Origin of the sequence: Rathayibacter sp. AY1F9 (assembly GCF_002932155.1) — a bacterium.
In the GTDB taxonomy this organism is placed as follows: Bacteria; Actinomycetota; Actinomycetes; order Actinomycetales; family Microbacteriaceae; genus Rathayibacter.
The window spans coordinates 65,299-85,402 of sequence record NZ_PSVA01000011.1; the positions used below are offsets into that span (position 1 = coordinate 65,299).

Consider the following 20,104-nt stretch of genomic DNA (forward strand, 5'->3'; position numbering starts at 1 on the left):
CTGAGGCTAGCCCGCGGCGCCGCCCGGCGACAGGGGTCCTCCGGGGCGTCGCCGCAGCCGGATCGGGCCCTTCGCCCGCGAGGGGTCGACGACCTGTCCGCCCTGCACGATGTCGATCTCGCCCCGGTCGACCAGGCGGCGCGCGGCCCGGCGGACGGGCTCCATCAGCGGCCGCCACTCCTCGCCGCCGACCCGGCGCGCGACCTCGGACGGGCACGCCGTCGACGACGCCGCTCGCGCGAGCAGGACGGTGCGGATCTCCTCCTCGAGGCGCGCCTCCTCCGGTCCGACTCCGCGACGGCGGCAGGCGTCCGAGCAGTAGCGGACGTCCTCCCAGTCCCGTGCCCACTTCGCGCGCCACTCGATCTCGCGACCGCAGGAGGCGCAGGTCTTGCTCTCGGGGTGCGCGGTGGACGTGCGCTGACGGTGGGCCATGCCCTCGAGTCTGCGCGCAGACCGCGGCCGCGACGACGGGTTGCGCTGAGGGCGAGCGACGGGTGCGCGGACGCCGGCGCCGACGACGCGCACCCGATCCGGCGTGATCGGGAACAGGGAGCGGCGGATCGGCGTTCCCCGAGGTGGCGGCGTCATACTCCGCAATGGGGCGGCCCTCCCCCGGCCGGTGCGCCAGTCTGGAGGAGCCGTGCTGCGGCGCGACGGCGGGCCACCACCCCATGCCGCACCCTCGATCGATCAGGAGTCTCCGATGAGCCGCGAGAACCTCGCCACCACCCCGGACCGCGAGCCGGAGCACCGCGCCTTCGCCGGACTCTCCCCGGAGGACTTCAAGCTCGCGTTCCGCAACCACGCCGCCGGAGTCGCGCTGATCACCGCCGACCCGGGCACCGGCCCGGTCGCCCTGACCGCGACCTCCGTCTTCTCGGTGAGCGCCGAGCCGCCGCTGTTCGTCTTCTCACTCTCGTCCGCCTCGTCCAGCTCTCCGGCCATCCAGGCGTCCGAGACGCTGGTCGTGCACCTGCTCGGGGCGGAGCAGCTCGACCTGGCGCGCCTGGGCTCGACCAGCGGCATCGACCGCTTCGCCGACACGTCGCTCTGGTCGCGGCTGCCCACGGGCGAGCCGTTCTTCCCGGGCGCCGCCGCCTGGATCCGCGGCACGGTGATCAACCGCATGGAGGCGGGATCGTCCACGATCGTCGCCGTGCACGCCCTCGAGGCCCACGTGCCCGAGGACTCCGAGACCACGGCGCCGCTCGTCTACCACAACCGCACCTGGCACCACCTCGGCGAGCACTCCCGCCTCAGCTGAGCTCCGCGGGCGATCCGAAGAAGGCGGTTCAGGCCTCCGACCCGGTCGCCACCGTCCGGCCCGGCGTGCTCGACCACTGCGACCAGGAGCCCGGGTAGAGCGCCGGCGCGAAGCCCGCGAGCGTGAGCGCGACGACGTCGACCGCGGCCGAGACGCCGCTGCCGCAGTACACGCCGACGGGGGCGTTCTCCCGTACGCCGAGCGCCTCGAATCCCGCGCGCAGGTCGGAGGCGGGCCGGAACCGCCCCTCGGAGTCGAGCGCCGCGGACGCCGGAGCGTTCCGAGCGCCGGGGATGTGGCCCGCCCGCGGGTCGATCGGCTCGACCTCGCCGCGGTACCGCTCAGGGGCGCGGGCGTCGAGCAGGACGCCCGCCGAGGGCAGCGCCGCCGCCTCGTCGATGTCCAGCACCGGGAGCCGACCGTAGGCCAGCTCGACGTCGCCCCGCTCGCGCGGGACGTCGCCCGTCTCGAGCTCCCGCCCCGAGCGGATCCAGCCGGCGAGCGACCCGTCGAGCAGGCGGACGTCCTCCACTCCCGTCGCCCGCAGCAGCCACCAGGCCCGCGCGGCCGGGACGCTACGCGCGTCGTCGTACACGACGACGGACCGGCCCCGGCGGAGCCCCCAGCCGCGCGCCGCCTCCTGCAGCACCTCGATCGGAGGCAGCGGGTGGCGCCCCTCCTCCGGCTCGCCGTGGGCGGCCAGCTCGTGATCGAGGTCGACGTGCACCGCGCCGGGCAGGTGACCCGCGAGGTACTCCGGGCGGCCGTCGGGCCGGTCGAGGCGCCAGCGCACGTCGAGGACGAGCGGCGGCTCGGTGGAGGCCATCAGCTCGGCGAGCTCGTCAGGGGTGACCAGCAGGCTCTCGCGGCTGGAGGGGGTCGTCGGGGTCATGGCGTCCTTCCGATCCGCGTCGTCGGCGGAGTCCTGCCCCAGCATGCCGGGTCGCCCGGCGGCGCGGGAGCTCGGGCGGCAGCGGAGCATCAGTGCGCGAGGCGCCTTGTCGATGGTCGTCCGCCGGAGAGCCTCTCGCGCAGGCGGGTCGTGTTCACCACTCGAGACCCGCGGGCGCGGCCCGGAGGCCTGCAGGGGACCGCTCGGGCCTGGCCCCTCCGGCAGGGGCGGACCTACGCTGCCTTCAGTTGGACTCGCAGGCGAACCCGTCGTCGTCCCTGTCGAGCCCTGCGACATCGCCGTAGTACGGGTAGTACAGGTCGAAGTACCGCTGAGCTGAGGCCTGGTCCGGGAAGTCGTCGCAGTTCACAGCGTCGCCGGGATAAGCAGGTCGTCCCGGGCCGGGCGCCGGTGCCGGCGCCGGTGCCGCGGCCTGCGTGCTCGCCCAGAGTGCGCGGCCCTGCGGCGAGTAGATCACCAGGTTGCCGTCGTTCTGCATGACCATCCGGGAGCCCGGGCTGCCCGCCGTGCCGGACTGCCAGCGTGCTCCTCCGGAGCCCGCGTAGACCACGGCGTTGCCGTCGGACTGCATCTCGAGCCGGTTGCCGCCTCCGGACGTGCCGGCCGCCCAGCGGGCCGAGCCGCGCGAGTAGACGACGAGGTTGCCGTCGCCCTGCATGACCGCCTCGCTCCCTCCGTCGGAGGAGCGCAGCAGCTGTCCGGAGGTGAGCCGGCTCCCGGAGGAGAGGGTGTCCCGGACGGCGGGCGCGGGCGACGCCGGAGGGGTGTCGCTCGCCCACAGCGCGCGGCCCGAGGCGGAGTAGACGACCAGGTTGCCGTCGTTCTGCATCTGCAGGCGGGATCCCGGGTTGCCCGCCGTACCCGAGGCCCAGAGGGGTCGGCCCGAGGCGGAGGTGACCACGGCGTTGCCGTCGGACTGCATCGAGAGCGTCTCGCCCTCGCCCTGGGTGCCGGCGCCCCAGCGGACGTCCCCCCGCGAGTAGACCGCGAGATTGCCGTCGCCCTGCAGGGAGGCGCGCGACCGGCCGTCCGGCGAGGTGAGCTGCTGTCCCCGGCTGAGCCGCGAGCCGGAGGAGAGGACGTCGCGGATCTCAGGCGCGCGCGAGGTCGAGCTCGCCCAGAGCGGCCGTCCGGAGGCGGCGGTGATCACCAGGTTGCCGTCGTTCTGCATCCGCATCCGCGCGCCCGGGTTCCCGGGCGTTCCCGCCTGCCAGCGCACGCCGGACCCGGGGGCCGAGACCACCGCGTTCCCGTCGGTCTGCATCGCGAGGCGGTTGCCCGCTCCGGAGGTGACGGAGCTCCAGCGCGGCGATCCGTCCACGGAGACGACGAGATTGCCGTCGCTCTGCATCGCGGCGCGCGAGCGGCCGTCGGAGGCGGTCAGCTGCTGTCCCGGAGAGAGCTCGCGCCCGCTGTCGAGGACGTCGGCGATCGGCTCCGGCTCGGGCTCCTGCTCGTCGGCCGAGGACCAGGCCGTGTCCCCGTTCGGGCGGACGAGCACGAGCTGCCCGTCGTCCTGGATGAGGGCGAGCGCGCCGGTCTCTCCCGCGGTCCCGGACGCCCAGACGGGCGTGCCGGAGCCGGTCACGACGACGAGGTTGCCGTCCTCCTGCATCCGCACCGTGGTCGCTCCGGTGCCCTGGGTCCTGGTGCTCCAGACGGGGCGGCGCCCGGCGTCGTAGATCACGGCGTTGCCGTCCGCCTGCATCTCGAAGCTCGCGGAGTCTCCGTTCGAGAAGATGCGCTCGCCCGCGTCGAGCGAGTCGCCGCCGAGGAGGGCGTTCGTGTAGGTCTGCGATCCGCGCGCCTCTGCGGGCGGAGTCTCCCCCGGGACGAAGGCGGTCGGAGTCTCGGCGACGGCCTGCGTCGCGAGGGCGGACGGCGCCAGAGCGGCGGAACCGCCCGCGGCGAGCAGGCAGGCGATGAGGAGGTCGTGGCACGGAGAGCCCTTTTGGAGGCGGCGGCGGCGGAAGCCGTGGTCGAGCGGAGCCTGGCACGCGCTCGCCACGGCCGTCCATCCGGGCCGCGCGGAACCACTCAGCCGGAGCGGGCGATCCGCGCCGGCTGCGCGGGCGCCGCCTCCGGACCACGGAGCCTCCGGCCGGCTCGCGCGCCCCGGTCGGGGTTGTCGGCGATCGACGCGGATCGACGGAGGACGTGCTCCCACGGCCGGAGCGCACCCCGCGCGGGCGCCCCGGGAGGCGGCTCGGACCTCCCGCGGCACGGAGGAGGTCCCCGTTCCTCCTAAAATCGGAGGCATGTCGAAAGTGTTGAGCAGTCTGCCCGTGGGCGAGCGTGTCGGAATCGCATTCTCGGGAGGCCTCGACACATCCGTCGCCGTCGCCTGGATGCGCGAGAAGGGCGCGGTGCCCTGCACGTACACGGCCGACATCGGCCAGTACGACGAGCCCGACATCGAGAGCGTCCCGTCCCGCGCGGCCCAGTACGGCGCCGAGATCTCGCGCCTCGTCGACGCGAAGAGCGCGCTGGTCGAGGAGGGGCTCGTCGCCCTGCAGTGCGGCGCCTTCCACATCCGCTCCGGCGGCAAGACCTACTTCAACACCACCCCCCTCGGCCGCGCCGTGACCGGCACCCTCCTCGTCCGCGCCATGCGCGAGGACGGCGTCGACATCTGGGGCGACGGCTCGACCTACAAGGGCAACGACATCGAGCGGTTCTACCGCTACGGCCTGCTCGCCAACCCCCGCCTGCGCATCTACAAGCCCTGGCTCGACGTGCAGTTCGTCAACGAGCTCGGCGGCCGCACCGAGATGTCGGAGTGGCTGGTCGCCCGCGGCTTCCCCTACCGCGACGCCACCGAGAAGGCCTACTCGACCGACGCCAACATCTGGGGCGCCACCCACGAGGCCAAGCGCCTCGAGGAGCTCTCCAGCGGCCTCGAGCTCGTCGAGCCGATCATGGGGGTCGCGTCGTGGCGTGACGAGGTCGAGATCGCCTCCGAGGTCGTCTCGGTGCGCTTCGAGGCCGGCCGCCCCGTCGCGCTGAACGGCGTCGAGTTCTCGGACGCCGTCGCGCTCGTGCTCGAGGCGAACGCGATCGGCGGACGCCACGGGCTCGGCGTCTCGGACCAGATCGAGAACCGGATCATCGAGGCCAAGAGCCGCGGCATCTACGAGGCCCCCGGCATGGCGCTGCTGCACATCGCCTACGAGCGCCTGCTGAACGCGATCCACAACGAGGACACCGTCGCCCAGTACCACTCGGAGGGCCGCCGTCTCGGCCGCCTGATGTACGAGGGCCGCTGGCTCGACCCGCAGTCGCTGATGCTGCGCGAGTCCATCCAGCGCTGGGTCGGCTCGGCCGTCTCCGGGGAGGTCACCCTGCGTCTGCGCCGCGGCGACGACTACACGATCCTCGACACGACCGGCCCCGCGCTGAGCTACCACCCGGACAAGCTCTCGATGGAGCGGGTCGGCGACGCCGCCTTCGGCCCCGAGGACCGCATCGGGCAGCTCACGATGCGCAACCTCGACATCGCCGACTCCCGCTCGCGGCTCGAGCAGTACGCGGCCGCCGGCCTCGTCGGCGGTCCGACCGCCGAGCTCGTCGGCGAGCTCGAGATCGGCGAGGCCGACGCGATCACCGAGGGCGGCGGGTCCGCAGCGGCCGATGCGCTCGGACGCGCCACCGACCTGGCCTCGGAGGGTGCGGCGTTCGACGCCGGAACCGACTGACCCCGCCCGTCCGACGCCCCCGCGCGCATCCGTCCCACCGGGACGCGAGGCGCACGGGGGCGTCGTGCTGTGCGGGCCGACCCGGCGCGCCGGCTGCGAGGGCGGGCCCGGCGCGAGAGCGGTGCTCCGGCGTTCGTCGCGACGGCCGTCAGAGCGCGGAGGATCGGACGAGCGCGAGCGCGGCGTCCACGGTGGCGAGCGACTGCGCCGGATCGACGCGGGCCAGCACGAGCGCGGCCACCAGGAGCGACACGAGGACGTCCGCCTGAGCCGACGCCCACGCCTGCGCGTCGGGCCAGCGGGCCAGCGCTCCGGCGCGCAGTGCGCCCAGCAGCTCGGCCCGGTAGTCGGCGATCACCTCGCGCACGGCGTCGTCGCGCGCGATCGGCGCGCCCGCGGCGTTGAGCAGCAGGCAGCCGCTCCTCGCCGAGAGCGTGCGGGAGTCGGCGAGCGCCGCCCGCAGCCCGGCGAAGTACTCCTCGAGCGCCGTCGGCGACGCCCCTCGCGGATCGACGAGCGGGGCGAGCCGGGGCCGCACCACCTCGTCGAGGTAGCTCTGCACGGCAGCGTCGAAGAGCCCGCGCTTGCTGCCGAAGGCGTGGTAGAGGCTGGAGCGGCGCAGTCCGGTCGCGGACTCCAGGTCCGGGAGCGACGCCTCCTCGAAGCCGCTCTCCCAGAAGACGGCGCGGGCGGCGCGGACGACCTGCTCGGTGTCGAAGCCCTGCGTGCGACCCACGGTGCTCCTCCTGAGGGGTGACAGCTGCGGCGCCGCACTGGCGCGGACCGCTCGCTCCAGTATATTGTGGACTGGTCGTTACACAATCGGTGCGGAGCCCTCCGCATCACGACCATCGCCTGGAGGCCCGCCGTGATCGTTCTCGGACTGGTGCTCGCCGCTCTCGCCGCGGCGCTGCACGTCTACATCTTCGTGCTCGAGTCGGTCCTCTGGACGACCTCGCGCGCCCGATCGACGTTCGGCACGACCGCCGGCGAGGCGGAGGCGACGAAGGAGATGGCCTACAACCAGGGCTTCTACAACCTCTTCCTCGCCGTCGTCACCGCGGCGGGCATCGTCGCCGTCGCGATCGGCGCCACCGCCGTCGGCGCGGCCCTCGTGTTCGCCGGCGCCGGATCGATGGTCGCCGCAGCACTCGTCCTGCTCCTCTCCGCTCCGACCAAGCGCCGCGCCGCGCTGACCCAGATGACCCCGGGTCTGCTCGCGGTGATCGCGCTCGCCGTCGGCCTCTCACTCTGATCCCCTCCACCACCACGAAAGGTCCTATGAGCACCGTCACCAGCACCCAGATCCAGCTCGTCCGCCGCCCCGACGGCTGGCCCGTCGCCGAGGACTTCCGGACCGCGACCGTCGAGTACGGCGATCCCGCTGCGGGCGAGATCCGCGTCGAGAACGCCTTCCTCTCGGTCGACCCCTACATGCGCGGCCGCATGAACGACGTGAAGAGCTACACCCCGCCCTTCGCCCTCGGCGAGACCATGACCGGCGGTGCCGTCGGCCGGGTGACCGTCTCCGACGACCCCGCGTTCCCCGTCGGCAGCGCGGTCCTGCACCAGCTCGGCTGGCGCGACGTCGTGCAGGCCGAGTCGTCGCAGTTCCGCGTCGTCCCCGAGATCCCCGGAGTGCCGCTCTCGCTCCGCCTCGGCATCCTCGGGATGACCGGACTCACCGCGTACGTCGGGCTCACCGCCATCGCGGGCATGAAGGAGGGCGACACCGTCTTCGTCTCGGGCGCCGCGGGAGCCGTCGGCTCGGCCGCCGGTCAGATCGCGCGCCTCCTCGGAGCCGAGCGGGTCGTCGGATCCGCGGGCTCGGCCGAGAAGGTCGCCCTGCTGACCGAGAAGTACGGCTACGACGCCGCCTTCGACTACCACTCCGGCCCGGTCCGCGAGCAGCTGGCCGAGGCCGCGCCCGACGGGATCGACGTGTACTTCGACAACGTCGGCGGCGACCACCTCGAAGCGGCCCTCGACGCCTTCCGCGACGGCGGCCGCGCGGCGCTCTGCGGAGCGATCGCCGGCTACAACAGCACCGAGAAGACGCCCGGCCCCGACAACATGGCGAACATCATCACCCGCGGTCTCACGCTGCGCGGCTTCACGCTGTCCGGCTACCTCGACCACGCGGCGGAGTTCAACCGGCTGATGGCCGGCTGGTTCGCCGACGGAGAGATCGCCTACGACGAGACCGTCGTCGACGGCATCGACCACGCCGTGGACGCGTTCCTCTCGATGATGCGCGGCGGCAACACCGGGAAGATGGTCGTCCGCGTCTAGCGCCGACCCCGGTGCGGCGGGCGCGGGGAGGGGCACCTCCGGACGCCCGCCGCATCCGTCCTCCGCCTCCCTGACCGGGACCTCCGAGAATGCTCGCGGATCCGCGGGGCCGATCGGTCCGGGCGGTGGCAGACTGCGGACATGAGCACGTTCTCGCACCGGACCGGCGCCTCCGCGCTGGCAGCAGCAGCACTCGTCCTCGTCCTCACCGGCTGCGCGGGCAGCGGCGGAGCCCCGTCCGCGCGGACGCCGCTCCCGACGCCGACCGCGACCGCGACCTCTTCGCCGACTCCCGCTCCGACGCCGACTCCCACCGTGACCGTGACGGTCACGGCGACCCCCGAGCCCTCGTCGACCGGTTCTCCCGCCGCGGATCCGGCGGCGGCGCGCTGCACGGGCTCCGACCTGACGATGGAGTACCGCCCCGACCCCGACGCGTCGGGTGCCGGGAACAGCGCCTTCGACCTCGTGCTCACCAGCACCTCCTCCTCGGACTGCGCTCTCGCGGGCATCCCCGGCGTCTACGCGACCGACGCCGACGGGAACCGGATCAGCGCGGTCGCCGACGCGTCCGGCCCGAACCCCGATGCTCCCGTGATCCTCGTCCCGGGCGCCCGGGCGGACGTCCGGGTCGCCTGGCACTCCCCCGGCGCCTACGGCTGCACGGTCGGGACCTCCGCGTACCTCGTCGCCGAGGTCCTCGACGCCCCGGACGGCGCGGTCCGCGCCCCCGCCGAGCTCCAGGTGTGCACCGACGGCACCGTGATGATGGACGCCTCCGCCTACACGCTGCTCTGAGCCCTCCCCGAGCGCGCACACCTTCCGCGCGGCCCGCTCACCGGGCGCGACCCCTTGACCGGGCGCGGCGCAGCCGGGACCCTCGCACTACACGTCCCCACCCCACCCCGGAGGTCACCATGAAGGTCGGCTCACTCGTTCTCCGTCTCGCCGTCGGCGGGCTCTTCGTCGGACACGGTCTACAGAAGCTGCGGGGCTCGTTCGACGGCCCCGGCCTCGACGGCACCGAGCAGATGATGTCGAGCCTGGAGATGCACCCGGCCCGGCGCAACGCCGTCGCCGCAGCGGTGACCGAGACGGCCGGAGGCGCCGCTCTCGCTCTCGGCGCCGCGACTCCGCTCGCCGCCGCCGGACTCGTCGCCACGATGGTCACCGCCGTGCGCAAGGTGCACTGGAGCAACGGCCTGTGGAACGCGGGCGGCGGGTGGGAGTACAACGCCGTCCTCGTCGCGGCGACGGCCGCGATCGTCGCGGACGGCCCCGGCGCGCTCTCGTTCGACGCCCTGATCGGCAAGCGCAAGTGGGGAGCCGGCTGGGCGCTGTTCGCCCTGATCGGCGGAGCGGCTGCGTCGACCGCCCTGATCGAGGCCGGCCGACGCGCCGCGCCGGTCGGAGCAGGCACCTCCGGCTCCGACGACGGCGGGTCGGACGACGACGGCGCCGACTCGACCGCCTCGTAGCCCCGCTCCGCCGCACTGTGCGGGCGCGGTAGCGTCGGAGGCGTGATCGAGACACGCGCCTCCGACCCCGACCGCCCCGAGACCGACGCGCTCGCCCTCTGGCTCGCGGCGGTCGAGCGCCTCGACGCTCAGGACGACCCGGACGGCGTCGTCGAGCGGATGCGCGTCCTCGCAGCCCGCTACCCGGGACACGACGGAGTCGCCGCTTTCGAGCTGGGTGGCGCCCTCGACAGCGCGGGACACGGGGCGGAGGCGGCGGTCGAGTATGAGCGCGCCCTCGCCGCCGGCCTGGACGACGAGCGGCGGGCGCGGTTGACGATCCAGTACGCCTCGACACTCCGGAACCTCGGCCGCACCGATGAGGCGATCGACCTCCTCGCCGGCGCCGCCGCGCACCCCGCGGTGGGCTCCGCGCGGGAGGTGTTCCTCGTGCTCGCCCTGCACAGCGCCGGGCGCGTCGACGAGGCCCTGCGGATCGCGCTGGAGGCGCTGGCTCCGGGGCTCCCCCGGTACCAGCGCTCCGTCCGCGCCTACGCCGCCGCCCTCACCGACTCCGAGCAGTAGCGCGGGCGGCTCCTCCACACGGAGGCTCGGCGCGGCGAGCGCCGAGGCCTCCGGGGCGACGGCGCCGACTCAGTCCTCGAGCAGGATCGCGTCGATCTGCCCCATCGCCTGGCGGAGTCCCTCCTCCATGCCCATCTGGACCATCTGCTCGAGCTGCTCGACCGACTCGAAACGGCTGCTGAGGACCATCCGCGTGCGCCCCGGCTCGATCTCGTCGAGGGTGACCGTGGCCCGGGTGATCCCCAGCGCGTCGACCGGGTCGCCGCGCTCGTCGGCGAAGCCGTCCTCGAACTCGAACCGCGTCGGCTCCTCCACCCGGGTCACGCGCCACCAGCCGCGCGCCTGCTCGCCGTCCGGTCCCGTCATGACGTAGGCGCTCCGTCCACCCTCGACCGGCTCGTGCCGCTCGAAGGTCGCCGGCCAGGTCGGCGGCCCCCACCAGCGCTCGAGGCGGCGCGGATCCGTCCAGAGGAGCCAGACGCGCTCGATCCCCGCGTCGAACTCGGCGGTCACGGTCAGGGTCAGTTCCTCGATGTCCTTCACGGACTGCAGCACGCTCATCGCGCCTCTCCCTCCAGCAGATCCCGCGCGCCGGTCGGCTCGCGGGTGTCACTCCTCGTCGAGGAGGTCCGACATGCGGTCGATCCTCCCCGCCCACAGCTGCTCGTAGGCGTCGAGCAGGCGCGACGCCCGCCGCACTGCGGCGACCTCGCCCTGCACCAGCTGCTCCCGCCCCCTCCTCCGCTTGCGGACGAGTGCCGCCCGCTCGAGGACGGCCACGTGCTTCTGCACCGCCGCGAACGACATCTCGTAGCGCGCCGCGAGTGCGGAGACGGACTGCTCGCCGACCAGCACCCGGGCGACGATGTCGCGGCGGGTGCTGTCGGCCAGCGCCCGGAAGAGCAGGTCGATGTCGGCGTCCATTCGTACAACCATGTGGTTGCACATTAGGGCCGTCCCCTCCCCCGCGCAAGAGCATCCGTCTCCGGGCGAGCGCACCGGCCCGCGCCCGACCTCAGGCGCTCGCGGCATCGAGGGCCTCGGCAGCGGCCGCGAGCACCCAGTCCGGCAGGGGGCGGGCCGCGAACAGCGAGGCGTAGAGCCGGGCCATCGAGTCGTCGGGGTCGAGCCGCAGCGCCTCGTCGAGGTGGAGCCCGGCGAGGCTCGAGACTCCCCTCGCCCACCAGCACCACGCGAGAACGGTGAGCACGGAGGAGCGCGCCTCCTCCGGCGCCAGCGCGGCGGCGCGGGCGAGGAGCCCGGTCGCCCGCGCCAGACGGCCGCGCTCCGGAGCACGCCCGCTGCCGAGCAGCAGGGCCGACAGCTCGAGGTCGTGGTCGTCGTCCGTTCCGGCGCGGGCGTCGCCCACCGCGCCGGGCGGCACTCCCACTCCTGCCTGCGGGCTCCGCGCGATCTGCACGGTCACCCGATCGCGGAGGGGCGGCGACTGCAGCGTCCGCACGATCAGTCCTTCGCGGCGGACGTCCCGCGGTCCGCTGAGCCAGCGCTCGACGAGCCGTTCCGTGTCGCCGACCAGGGGCGGCCGGCGGAGCACCTCCGCGACGAGCGCGCGATCCTCCTCGAGGACCGGCGGCAGCACGGAGAGCGCGTCGATGTCCAGAGGCTCGTCGGCCACCGCTCGGGCGAGGACGCCGGTCTCGCTCCGCTCGATCTCGAGGAGCGGACGTGGCCTGCGGCACTCCTCGGCGTCCGTGTAGCGCCCCCATCCGTCGGCGGCGATGCAGGCCACGGCGATGATGTCCAGGCGCGTGCGCTCCAGGCGCCGGAGCACCGCGCGGCCGAGGTCGAGATGCGGGATCCCCCGCTCCTCGGCGTAGCCCGCACGGGTGCAGACCACCACCAGCACACCGGTGGCCCGCGGCATCGTCTCCATCATGGCCGCGCAGCCGCCCGCCAGCGCCTCCGCCTCCATCCCGCGCAGCGTCTCCGGGAGCGGGATCCGGAAGCCTCCCCCGGCGCGCGTGCCGAGGAACGGCACCACCACGACGGACTCCTCCGGACGGATGCCGATGATGGAGGGGACGGCCGCCAGGAGGTCCTGGATCGCGCTCGCCCGCAGGACTTCGGGATCGCGGCGGCGGGACGGAGGAGCAGGGGTTCGCTGTGTGGATGTCATGTCCGACACCCTGCTCGCGTCGCCGGCGGCGCGAGATCCCGCCGGCCCCGACCGGGGAGAACCGGAGCGAATCGGCGCCTGTGGAGGAGCGCTCGGGGCCGGCGGCTCAGCCGGCCGCGGGAGCCCGCAGCACCTTCGCCATCGGCCGTCCCTTCGCGATCTCGTCGATCAGCTTGTCGAGGTACCGGATGCGCTGCATCAGCGGATCCTCGATCGTCTCGACCCGCACGCCGCAGATCATCCCTGTGATCGCCGAGGCCTGCGGAGGCAGGCGCGCCGCCGCGAAGAACTCCTCGAAGGTCGTCCTGCTCTCGAGGTGCCGGGCCAGCTCCTCGTCCGAGAAGCCGGTGAGCCAGCGGACCGCCTCGTCGACCTCCTCCCTCGTCCGGCCCTTGCGCTCCGCCTTCGCCACGTAGAGGGGGTGCACGTCGGCGAACGCCACGGAGAAGATCCTGCTCATGGCCGGGAAGCGTACTCGCGCGACGCCCGGCGCGGCAGAGGCGCCCGCCCCGCTATCCTCCCCAGTGGCCCTCGCGCCTCCACCCCGCAGCCCACAGAGAGAACCACCGTGAGCCTCCTCCGCACCAAGTCCGTCGAGCAGTCGATCGCCGACACCGATGAGCCCGAGTACAAGCTCAAGAAGTCGCTGACCGCGCTCGATCTCACGGTCTTCGGCGTCGGAGTCGTCATCGGCGCCGGCATCTTCACCCTCACCGGCCGCGCCGCCCACGACATCGCCGGACCGGCGATCGTCCTGAGCTTCGTCGTCGCCGCATTCGCCTGCGCCCTCGCGGCCATGTGCTACGCCGAGTTCGCCTCCACGGTCCCGGTGTCGGGCTCCGCCTACACCTTCTCCTACGCCTCCCTCGGCGAGCTCTTCGCCTGGATCATCGGCTGGGACCTGATCCTCGAGCTGTTCCTCGGAGCGAGCGTGGTCGCGCAGGGGTGGAGCGCGTACCTCGGGTCGCTGCTGCAGCAGCTGGGAGTGACCCTCCCGCCGGCGCTCACCTACGGCGGCGTGGTCGACGTGCCGGCGATCCTGCTCGTCCTCGCGCTCGGCGCGCTGATGACCTTCGGGATCAAGGAATCGCTGCGCGTCAACCTGGTGCTCGTCGCGATCAAGCTGTTCATCGTCCTGTTCGTCATCATCGCGGGCCTGCAGTTCGTGAACACCGCCAACTACACCCCGTTCGTCCCCGCCGCCGAGCCCTCGCAGTCCGCGTCCGGTCTGACCCAGCCGCTGCTCCAGTTCCTCTCGGGCATCGAGCCGGCCACGTTCGGCGTCGGCGGCATCATCGCCGGCGCCTCCCTGGTGTTCTTCGCCTACATCGGGTTCGACGTCGTCGCGACGACCGCGGAGGAGACCCGCCGCCCCCAGCGCGACCTGCCCATCGGCATCATCGCCTCGCTGATCATCTGCACGGTCCTGTACTGCGCCGTCGCCCTCGTCGTGACCGGCATGGTCCCCTACCGCGAGCTCGACCCGTCGGCCGCGCTCGCCAATGCGTTCGCCTACCACGGGCAGACCTGGATGGCGACGGTCATCTCGGCCGGCGCCGTCGCCGGTCTGACCACCGTCGTGCTGACGCTGCTGATCGGAGCGACGCGCATCATCTTCGCGATGGCGCGCGACGGGCTCCTCCCCCGGCGCCTGGCCACCGTCCACCCGCGCCTGCGCACGCCGTGGTTCACCTCCGTGGTCGTGACCATCGTCGTCGCGCTGCTCGCCGGGCTCACTCCGATCGGCGTGCTCGAGGAGATGGTCAACATCGGAACGCTCTCGGCGTTCGTGCTGGTCTCGGTCGGCGTCGTGGTGCTGCGCCGCAAGCGGCCCGACCTGAAGCGCGGCTTCCGGGTCCCGCTGAACCCGTGGCTCCCGCTGCTCTCGGCCCTGATCTGCACCTACCTGATGCTCAACCTCTCGATCGAGACCTGGCTGCGCTTCCTGATCTGGCTGGCCGTGGGCTTCGCGATCTACTTCGCCTACTCGCGCAGCCACGCGAAGATCGGCACGAAGCCCTAGGGGGCCAGGCCCACCTTCGGCCTGGCCCAGGAGCGTCCGCGCGTGTCCTTGAGGATGTCGTACTCCACCTCGACGTGCGGCTCGATCGCGCTGTACTTGTCGTTCGGGGCGCCGATCACGAGCTGGAAGCCGAGACCGCGCCACGCACCGATCGCCCGCTTGGTGAAGTGGGCGTCGGCCTTGATCAGCGCCTCGTCCATGAAGACCGGGGCGTACCGGGGGCGGTCGGCTCCCGCGTCGCCGAGCTGGTAGCGCAGCGCCGCTCCGACGATGAAGGCGATCAGCTCCTGCGACTCCCCGCCGGACTTCTCGCCGATGTGGTCGTACAGCGCCACGTGCGCTCGGGTGACGGCGTCCACGCGCTCGGCGCTGACCCGGACGTGGTTGCGGACGTCGACGAGGTCGCCGAAGTCGGGCGCGGTGCGCCGCAGCCGCTGGATGAGCCGGGACATCCGCCGGTAGACCTGCTCGCGCTCCTCCTCCGCGGACACGGCCTGGATCTGCGCGCGCACCTCGCGGAGCTCGCGGCGGAAGCGACGGCGCACCTCCGACTGGTTCTCGCGCGTCGTGATCTGCAGACGGTGGCCGTCGTCGTAGAACGGCAGATCCTGCATGATCACGTTGATCGGCTCGATCCGCTCGCGGATCTCCCGCAGTGAGCGGCCGAGCGTGGAGTCGAAGCTCGTGAGGTCGTTGCCGGAGAGCGTGAGCAGGCTGTCGCGCCACTCGGTCTCGAGCCGGTGCAGGCCGCTGGTCTCGAGGGCGTCGAGCAGCCGCTCGAAGTCGCCCGCGGACGCCTCGGGGTCCGCGAGCAGGTTGGGGTTCGGCCAGCGGTCGAGGAAGCCGATCATGATCCGGCCGGCGCTCTCGCGCTGCTGCTCGTGCGACTCGGCCGCGGAGCGGCGGTCCTCCGCCAGTCGCTGCGCTGCCGTGGCGAGCGCTGCGTCGAAGCGGACCAGGACGTCCGAGGCGCTGCCGGACGCCGCGGCCTCGGTCAGCGTGAACCGGGCGTCCAGGAAGGCGCGCTGGTCGTCGTCGAGCTCGCGTCCTGCGCGCTCCGCCGCATCGAGAACCGCCTGGCTCGCGTCGACGTCGTCGACCACGACGGCCCACTCCGCCTCGATCCGCTCGCGCTCCACACCGGCGCGGGCGATCTCCTGGCGGAGGCGCTCGAGGCGGCCGCGCAGCCCGTCGATCTGCTGCTGCAGCCCGGCGAGCTCGGGGTTCGCCTCCGCAGCCTCGGCGCCGACCGCCTCCCAGCGCTCCTGCTCGGCGAGCAGCGACTCGACGTCGACCGTCTCCCAGCTCACCAGCGCGAGGCGGGCGTGGCGCGTCATCCGGTCGTCGAGTGCATCGAGGGATTCCTCCGCCGCCGACGCCGCCGAGACGGCCGCCGCGCTGCGGGCCCGGGCCGCCTCGACCAGGGCGTTCAGCTCGCGGAGTCGACGGGAGTTGGAGAAGCCGAGGACGTTCGCGGCGCCGTGGCCGCCGTGCGCACCGCGCTGCCCCTGCGAGAGCTGACCGGTGAGGGTCAGGGCGAGCCGGTGGCGTCCGAGCTCCGCAGCGCTGTCGACGCACACGTAGCCGAAGCGGTCCTCGAGCCGGTCCTGCAGCCAGCCGGTGAAGGCGGTGGCGCGGTAGTCGAGGCGCCCGGGCAGCGTCTGCGGGTCGAGGCCCCGCACCTCCTCGAGCCCGGTCTCCACGCCCTCGTAGCGGAGCCGGACCGGGAGCCGGAGGGAGTCGATGGCGCGGCGGAAGCGGTCGAGGTGGGCGGAGTCGATCATCAGCGTCGTCGCGAAGCCGCCGAGGGCGAGCGTGAACGCCTCGCGCCAGGGCTCGAACTCGGCACGCACCTCGACCAGCTCGCCGACGAAGGGCAGGTCGTCGGCGGTGAGGCCGGCTGCCTCCGCGATCCGCTCGCGCGCCTCGTGAAGAGGCCGGGGGATGCTGTCCCGACGGTCCGAGGCCGAGCGCTGCTCCGCCTCGAGCTCGGCGAGATCGCGCGCCGCGGCCTTCCGCTCGGCGACCGCGTCCGACCAGGCCGCACGGGTGCTGCGCTTGGCGTCGGCCGCGCTCGCCGCCCGGGCGAGCACCGCCTCGAACCGCTCGCGGGTGGTCTCCGGCTCGCCGAGAGCGCGCAGGTCCTCCTCGAGCCGGGCGCGGTTCTCGCGCGCCGCGCCCAGCCGCCGCTCCACCTCGCGGAGCTCGCGCTGGGCCGTCTCGAGGCGGTCGCCGCCGGAGGCCCGCAGCACCTCGGCGAGCCCGTCCCGCTCCGACTCCGCCGCCTCGGCGAGGGCCCGCTTCTCGCGGAGCACGGCGTCGACGGCGCGGGTGCGCTCGCGCAGCTCGACCTCGACGTCGCGCAGCAGGCCGAGGCGCTGCTCAGCGCGCCACAGGGCCGCCGGCGACACCGGGGCGTCGAACTCCCCGAGCGCGTCGATGAGGCGCACGCGCTCCGCGGACGCGGCGATGCGCAGGCGCAAACCCCGCAACGGCTCGAGTGCCGCGACCTGCTGGCGCGCGGTGAGCATCCGCTGCCGCGTGCTCTCGAGCTCGTCGAAGTGGGCGACGACCGCGTCGGCGGAGGCCAGGGTCTCGGGCTCCTCGAGCACGAGCCGCTTGTAGAGGTCGTCGACGGTCGTGATCTGCTGACCGGCCTGGATGCGGGCGAGCAGGCTCATCGCCTTCGATCCGGCTCCCGCCGCTCCGATGCCGAGCACCGCGTGCAGACGCGCCGAGAACTCGCGGTCGGTGCCGAGCGGATCCAAACCCGCCGCGCGCAGCGACGCGTCGGAGAAGCGGTGCGCCGCCGCCCGGTCGAGCGCGGCGAGGTCGACCGGGCCCTCGGCGCTCGCGCGGATCCGCACGGTCTCCTCGAGCACCCGGGAGCCGGCCGGGACATACCAGGCGCGGACCGCGCTGAAGCGCGAGCCGTCGTGGTCGACCCAGGTCATCGCGACGGCGGTCCAGGTGTCGACTCCGTCGCCGCGCAGGACGCGCATGGTCGTGCCCTCGTCCGTGCGCGACTCGTCGAGCTTGCCGCGCGCGTAGGAGAGGATGTTGCGCTGGTCCTCGCCGCGCGGACGGCCCGTCACTCCGCCGTTCGAGGCGCCGTTGAACGGCGTGGTGTGCGGCATCATCAGGGCGATGTAGGCGTCCATCAGCGTGGACTTGCCGGAGCCGGAGCCGCCGCAGAGCAGTGTGGCCCCCGGCGAGAAGCGGACCCGGTGCGCGCCGTCGTAGCCGCCCCAGTTGACCAGCTGCAGGTCCTCGGCGAGCCACTGCTGACCGCGGGAGGCGGCGGGGATCAGGCCGAAGAGGGTGTCGAGCATCGTCATCGGGGGTCGTCCTCCGGGTCGGGGGTGTCGTCGTCGGTCGGCTCGTCGTCCAACGGCTCGTCGTCGGCCGGCTCGTCGTCCGCGACATCGGTCCCGGGCAGGACGCCGTCCGTGGGCGGGTCCGCGTCCTCGTCGAGGCCGTCGTCCTCGAGCGCGTCGTCGTCCGCCTGCTCCGGATCGTCCGAGCCGGGCTCCTCGGCGGGCGCCGCTTCTGCGACCACCGAGGAAGCGTCTTCGCCCGCCCGCCCGCGCAGCCAGTCGCTCAGCTCCCGCAGCTTCGGCGCGCTCAGCACGATCTCCACGATCGGGCTGATCCGGTACCGCCCTGCGGACTCCTCGTCGACGATGCCGTCGCGGCCGAGCCGCTCCAGCGCCTTGCGGACCATGCGCTGCCGGCGGGCGGTGTCGCGCTCGGCGTCGGCGAAGTAGCTGAGCACCGTCTGCTCGACCTCCTCGACGTCCACGCGCGCCGACGCCTCGCCGGCCGCCGACTCCCGCTGATGGACCGTGCGCAGGTGCACCAGCACCAGCGTCTCGGCGCGGGTGTAGGGGAGGTCGCGCAGCAGCACCGGCATCTCCACCTCGTCGGAGCGCACCTGCTGCTTGTAGGCGACCCCGCGCTCGTGGTCGACGACGAGCCGCACGAACAGGTCGTTCAGCCGCGACTCGATCAGCTGCCGGTGCTCCTGGAGCACGGCCCACTGCTCGCGGTGGCGGTCGGCGAGGAGGAAGCGGCGCTGCAGCACGTGCACGAGCACCCGGCGCACCTCGGTGTCGAGGACGCCGCGGTCGCCGGGGAAGAGCTCGTCGGGGTCCTCCTCCATCGACACGGGCGCGATGAACGGATCGGCGGCGGTCCCGTCGGTCGCCAGGGTGTCACTCATCGTCGGTCTCCTCCTCGGTGCGGGCGGTCACGGATCCGAAGGCGAAGCGGCGCACGGTCCCGTCGGGTCGGCGCGTGCTCACGACGGAGTAGCCGTCGCGGTCGACGAGGCCCGTCCGGTGCGCGATCTCGAGCAGCCCGAGCAGGTCGACGGGCCGTCGCGTGTCCTCCGGAGCCGCGCTGAACGCGTCCGCCAGATCGAACTCGTCGCCGAGCTCCGCCACGTAGGCCTCCAGCTCCGCGTAGCGGGGACCGCCCCAGGCCCGGCTGTCGTCGCCGACGAACTCGGCGTCGCCGTCGTCTCCGGCCAGGGGCGCCGGCCCGCCGGCCGGGCGCACGTCGCCGAGGGTCTGGCGCAGGTGGCCGATCCCGGCGACGGGCAGGTGCCGCAGCGGCGTGACCGGCGCGTCCGGCGAGATCCCGCCCGTCCACTCCTGGAGCCCCGCCATCACGTCGCGCAGCAGCTCGTCCACCTGGCGGTCGCGAGCGGGGTCATGCGTGCGGACCTGGCCCGTGATGACGTGGGACGCGCGACGCTGCGCGGTCAGGACCTCCTGCACGCCCAGCTCCACCCGGCGGCCGATCGCGGCCAGCTCCCCGCGCTGGGCCGGGTCCATCAGGCGGGAGAACGGCTGCACGAGCACGGTGTGCAGCTGATCGGCGAGCGCATCGATCCGCTCGGGGTCGCCCAGGAGGCGGAGGGCTCCGGCGAACGCACGGCCCTCGCTGGTGGCCTGCATCACGTGCTGCCCGCGCTCGAGGTACTCCCGCAGCACCTCGCCGGTCGGACGGACGTCGCGGCGCAGGTCCGCGACCACGTCGCGCTGCATCGCCTTGATCGACTCCGCCACCCGCGCGAAGTCGGCCGGCAGCTCGCTGGCGAGGTGCACCACGTTCTCGGCCTCCTCCAGGAGCTGCTCGTCGTCGGCCGGCTCGAGACCGGCGCCCTCCTCGAGGGCGGCGATCTCGGCATCCAGGCGCGCCCGCTCCTCGCGGAGCCGCGAGAGGCGGGCCTCCGGGTCGGGATCGACGTCCGCGGCCAGCCGCTCGACCGCCTCCAGCAGGGTGCGCACCCGCGAGTTCGAGACGCGCGTGCGTCCACCTCCGGTGCGCCCGGTGATCTCGAGGGCGCTCACGGCGTGGGCGCTCAGCCGGTAGACCTCGGCCTCGCCCTCGATCTGCGGCACGAGCCAGCCGACGCGGACCCAGTAGCGGCACACCTCGCGCGCCGTGCCGCTCGGCAGAGCGCGCTCGCCCTCGTCGTACCCGGCCGAGCGCAGCTCCTCGAGCAGCTCCCCCACCTCGGCGTGCGCGTCGGCGACCGCCACGGCCTGCCGGTCGACGGTGAACACGAGCGACAGGGCGGCGACGACGAACGGGGCGTACCGGCCGTGGAGGAGATCCAGGGTCGGCGTCCGGAAGGCGCCGAGGGAGCGCAGGTAGGCGGCCTCGGCGCGGGAGTTCGACATCGCCCTCAAGGATAGGCGGCGGGTCGGGCGCCCGAGGACGGCCGC

The 20,104-nt window shown here is 73.7% G+C and carries 19 protein-coding genes; 8 read left to right on the plus strand and 11 right to left on the minus strand.

Annotation, left to right across the window (positions count from 1 at the left end):
• Positions 1-6: 6 nt before the first annotated feature.
• The gene (locus C5C37_RS09135) at positions 7-435 is read right to left on the minus strand and encodes a DUF2256 and DUF3253 domain-containing protein (RefSeq protein WP_104233370.1); all 429 of its coding nucleotides are present in this window, start codon (positions 433-435) and stop codon (positions 7-9) included.
• Positions 436-706: 271 nt separating this feature from the next.
• Between C5C37_RS09135 and C5C37_RS09140 the strand changes: the two genes are divergently transcribed.
• A complete protein-coding gene (locus C5C37_RS09140) occupies positions 707-1,267 on the plus strand; it encodes a flavin reductase family protein (protein ID WP_104222547.1) in 561 nt (186 codons plus the stop codon).
• A 28-nt stretch (positions 1,268-1,295) separates the two neighbouring features.
• Here C5C37_RS09140 and C5C37_RS09145 read toward each other — a convergent pair whose 3' ends face one another.
• A complete protein-coding gene (locus tag C5C37_RS09145; RefSeq protein WP_104263037.1) occupies positions 1,296-2,159 on the minus strand; it encodes a sulfurtransferase in 864 nt (287 codons plus the stop codon).
• A gap of 244 nt (positions 2,160-2,403) precedes the next feature.
• Positions 2,404-4,188 carry an excalibur calcium-binding domain-containing protein gene (locus C5C37_RS17900; protein WP_181127394.1) on the minus strand — a complete coding sequence of 595 codons (1,785 nt, stop codon included), beginning with the start codon at positions 4,186-4,188 and terminating at the stop codon, positions 2,404-2,406.
• Positions 4,189-4,438: 250 nt separating this feature from the next.
• Between C5C37_RS17900 and argG the strand changes: the two genes are divergently transcribed.
• Positions 4,439-5,875: an argininosuccinate synthase gene (gene argG, locus C5C37_RS09155; protein WP_104222545.1), complete on the plus strand. Its 1,437-nt coding sequence runs from the start codon at positions 4,439-4,441 to the stop codon at positions 5,873-5,875.
• Positions 5,876-6,023: 148 nt separating this feature from the next.
• Here the strand turns inward: argG and C5C37_RS09160 are convergent, their stop codons facing one another.
• Positions 6,024-6,611, minus strand: coding sequence for a TetR/AcrR family transcriptional regulator (locus C5C37_RS09160; RefSeq protein ID WP_104338824.1), 588 nt, complete (start codon positions 6,609-6,611; stop codon positions 6,024-6,026).
• 132 nt (positions 6,612-6,743) lie between these two features.
• Here C5C37_RS09160 and C5C37_RS09165 point away from each other — a divergent pair, with 132 nt between their 5' ends.
• The 5 genes from C5C37_RS09165 to C5C37_RS09185 all read left to right on the plus strand — a co-directional run bounded on the left by C5C37_RS09165 (position 6,744) and on the right by C5C37_RS09185 (position 10,209).
• Entirely contained in the window at positions 6,744-7,130 is a 387-nt protein-coding gene (locus tag C5C37_RS09165) for a DUF1304 domain-containing protein (protein WP_104269170.1), read from the plus strand.
• 26 nt (positions 7,131-7,156) lie between these two features.
• Positions 7,157-8,167, plus strand: a complete 1,011-nt coding sequence (locus C5C37_RS09170) for an NADP-dependent oxidoreductase (RefSeq protein WP_104288286.1) — start codon at positions 7,157-7,159, stop codon at positions 8,165-8,167.
• Between the two features lie 141 nt (positions 8,168-8,308).
• On the plus strand, positions 8,309-8,965 hold the full coding sequence (locus C5C37_RS09175; RefSeq protein WP_104273309.1) for a DUF4232 domain-containing protein: 657 nt from the start codon (positions 8,309-8,311) through the stop codon (positions 8,963-8,965).
• Positions 8,966-9,084: 119 nt separating this feature from the next.
• Positions 9,085-9,645 carry a DoxX family protein gene (locus C5C37_RS09180; protein ID WP_104222539.1) on the plus strand — a complete coding sequence of 187 codons (561 nt, stop codon included), beginning with the start codon at positions 9,085-9,087 and terminating at the stop codon, positions 9,643-9,645.
• 42 nt (positions 9,646-9,687) lie between these two features.
• On the plus strand, positions 9,688-10,209 hold the full coding sequence (locus C5C37_RS09185) for a tetratricopeptide repeat protein (RefSeq protein ID WP_258074087.1): 522 nt from the start codon (positions 9,688-9,690) through the stop codon (positions 10,207-10,209).
• Positions 10,210-10,278: 69 nt separating this feature from the next.
• Here C5C37_RS09185 and C5C37_RS09190 read toward each other — a convergent pair whose 3' ends face one another.
• From C5C37_RS09190 to C5C37_RS09205, 4 genes are all read right to left on the minus strand, one after another.
• Complete coding sequence (locus tag C5C37_RS09190) at positions 10,279-10,770, minus strand: SRPBCC domain-containing protein (RefSeq protein ID WP_104222538.1); 492 nt, start codon at positions 10,768-10,770, stop codon at positions 10,279-10,281.
• Between the two features lie 48 nt (positions 10,771-10,818).
• The gene (locus C5C37_RS09195) at positions 10,819-11,145 is read right to left on the minus strand and encodes a metalloregulator ArsR/SmtB family transcription factor (protein ID WP_104222609.1); all 327 of its coding nucleotides are present in this window, start codon (positions 11,143-11,145) and stop codon (positions 10,819-10,821) included.
• A 79-nt stretch (positions 11,146-11,224) separates the two neighbouring features.
• Complete coding sequence (locus C5C37_RS09200) at positions 11,225-12,346, minus strand: DUF4192 family protein (RefSeq protein ID WP_146080901.1); 1,122 nt, start codon at positions 12,344-12,346, stop codon at positions 11,225-11,227.
• A gap of 106 nt (positions 12,347-12,452) precedes the next feature.
• Positions 12,453-12,806, minus strand: coding sequence for a DUF2200 domain-containing protein (locus C5C37_RS09205; protein ID WP_104257296.1), 354 nt, complete (start codon positions 12,804-12,806; stop codon positions 12,453-12,455).
• A gap of 108 nt (positions 12,807-12,914) precedes the next feature.
• On the opposite strand from C5C37_RS09205, the gene C5C37_RS09210 reads away from it, so the two are divergent.
• A complete protein-coding gene (locus tag C5C37_RS09210; RefSeq protein ID WP_104269175.1) occupies positions 12,915-14,369 on the plus strand; it encodes an amino acid permease in 1,455 nt (484 codons plus the stop codon).
• On the opposite strand, the gene C5C37_RS09215 is transcribed toward C5C37_RS09210, so the two are convergent.
• Genes C5C37_RS09215 through C5C37_RS09225 form a run of 3 tightly spaced genes read right to left on the minus strand, consistent with a single transcriptional unit; the run spans position 14,366 to position 20,059 of the window.
• Entirely contained in the window at positions 14,366-17,707 is a 3,342-nt protein-coding gene (locus C5C37_RS09215; RefSeq protein ID WP_104261124.1) for an ATP-binding protein, read from the minus strand. The genes C5C37_RS09210 and C5C37_RS09215 overlap by 4 nt on opposite strands.
• Positions 17,704-18,591, minus strand: coding sequence for a DUF4194 domain-containing protein (locus C5C37_RS09220; protein WP_104247173.1), 888 nt, complete (start codon positions 18,589-18,591; stop codon positions 17,704-17,706). Before C5C37_RS09220 ends, C5C37_RS09215 begins: the two co-directional genes overlap by 4 nt.
• A complete protein-coding gene (locus tag C5C37_RS09225; RefSeq protein WP_104338826.1) occupies positions 18,584-20,059 on the minus strand; it encodes a DUF3375 domain-containing protein in 1,476 nt (491 codons plus the stop codon). Before C5C37_RS09225 ends, C5C37_RS09220 begins: the two co-directional genes overlap by 8 nt.
• Positions 20,060-20,104: the final 45 nt, after the last annotated feature.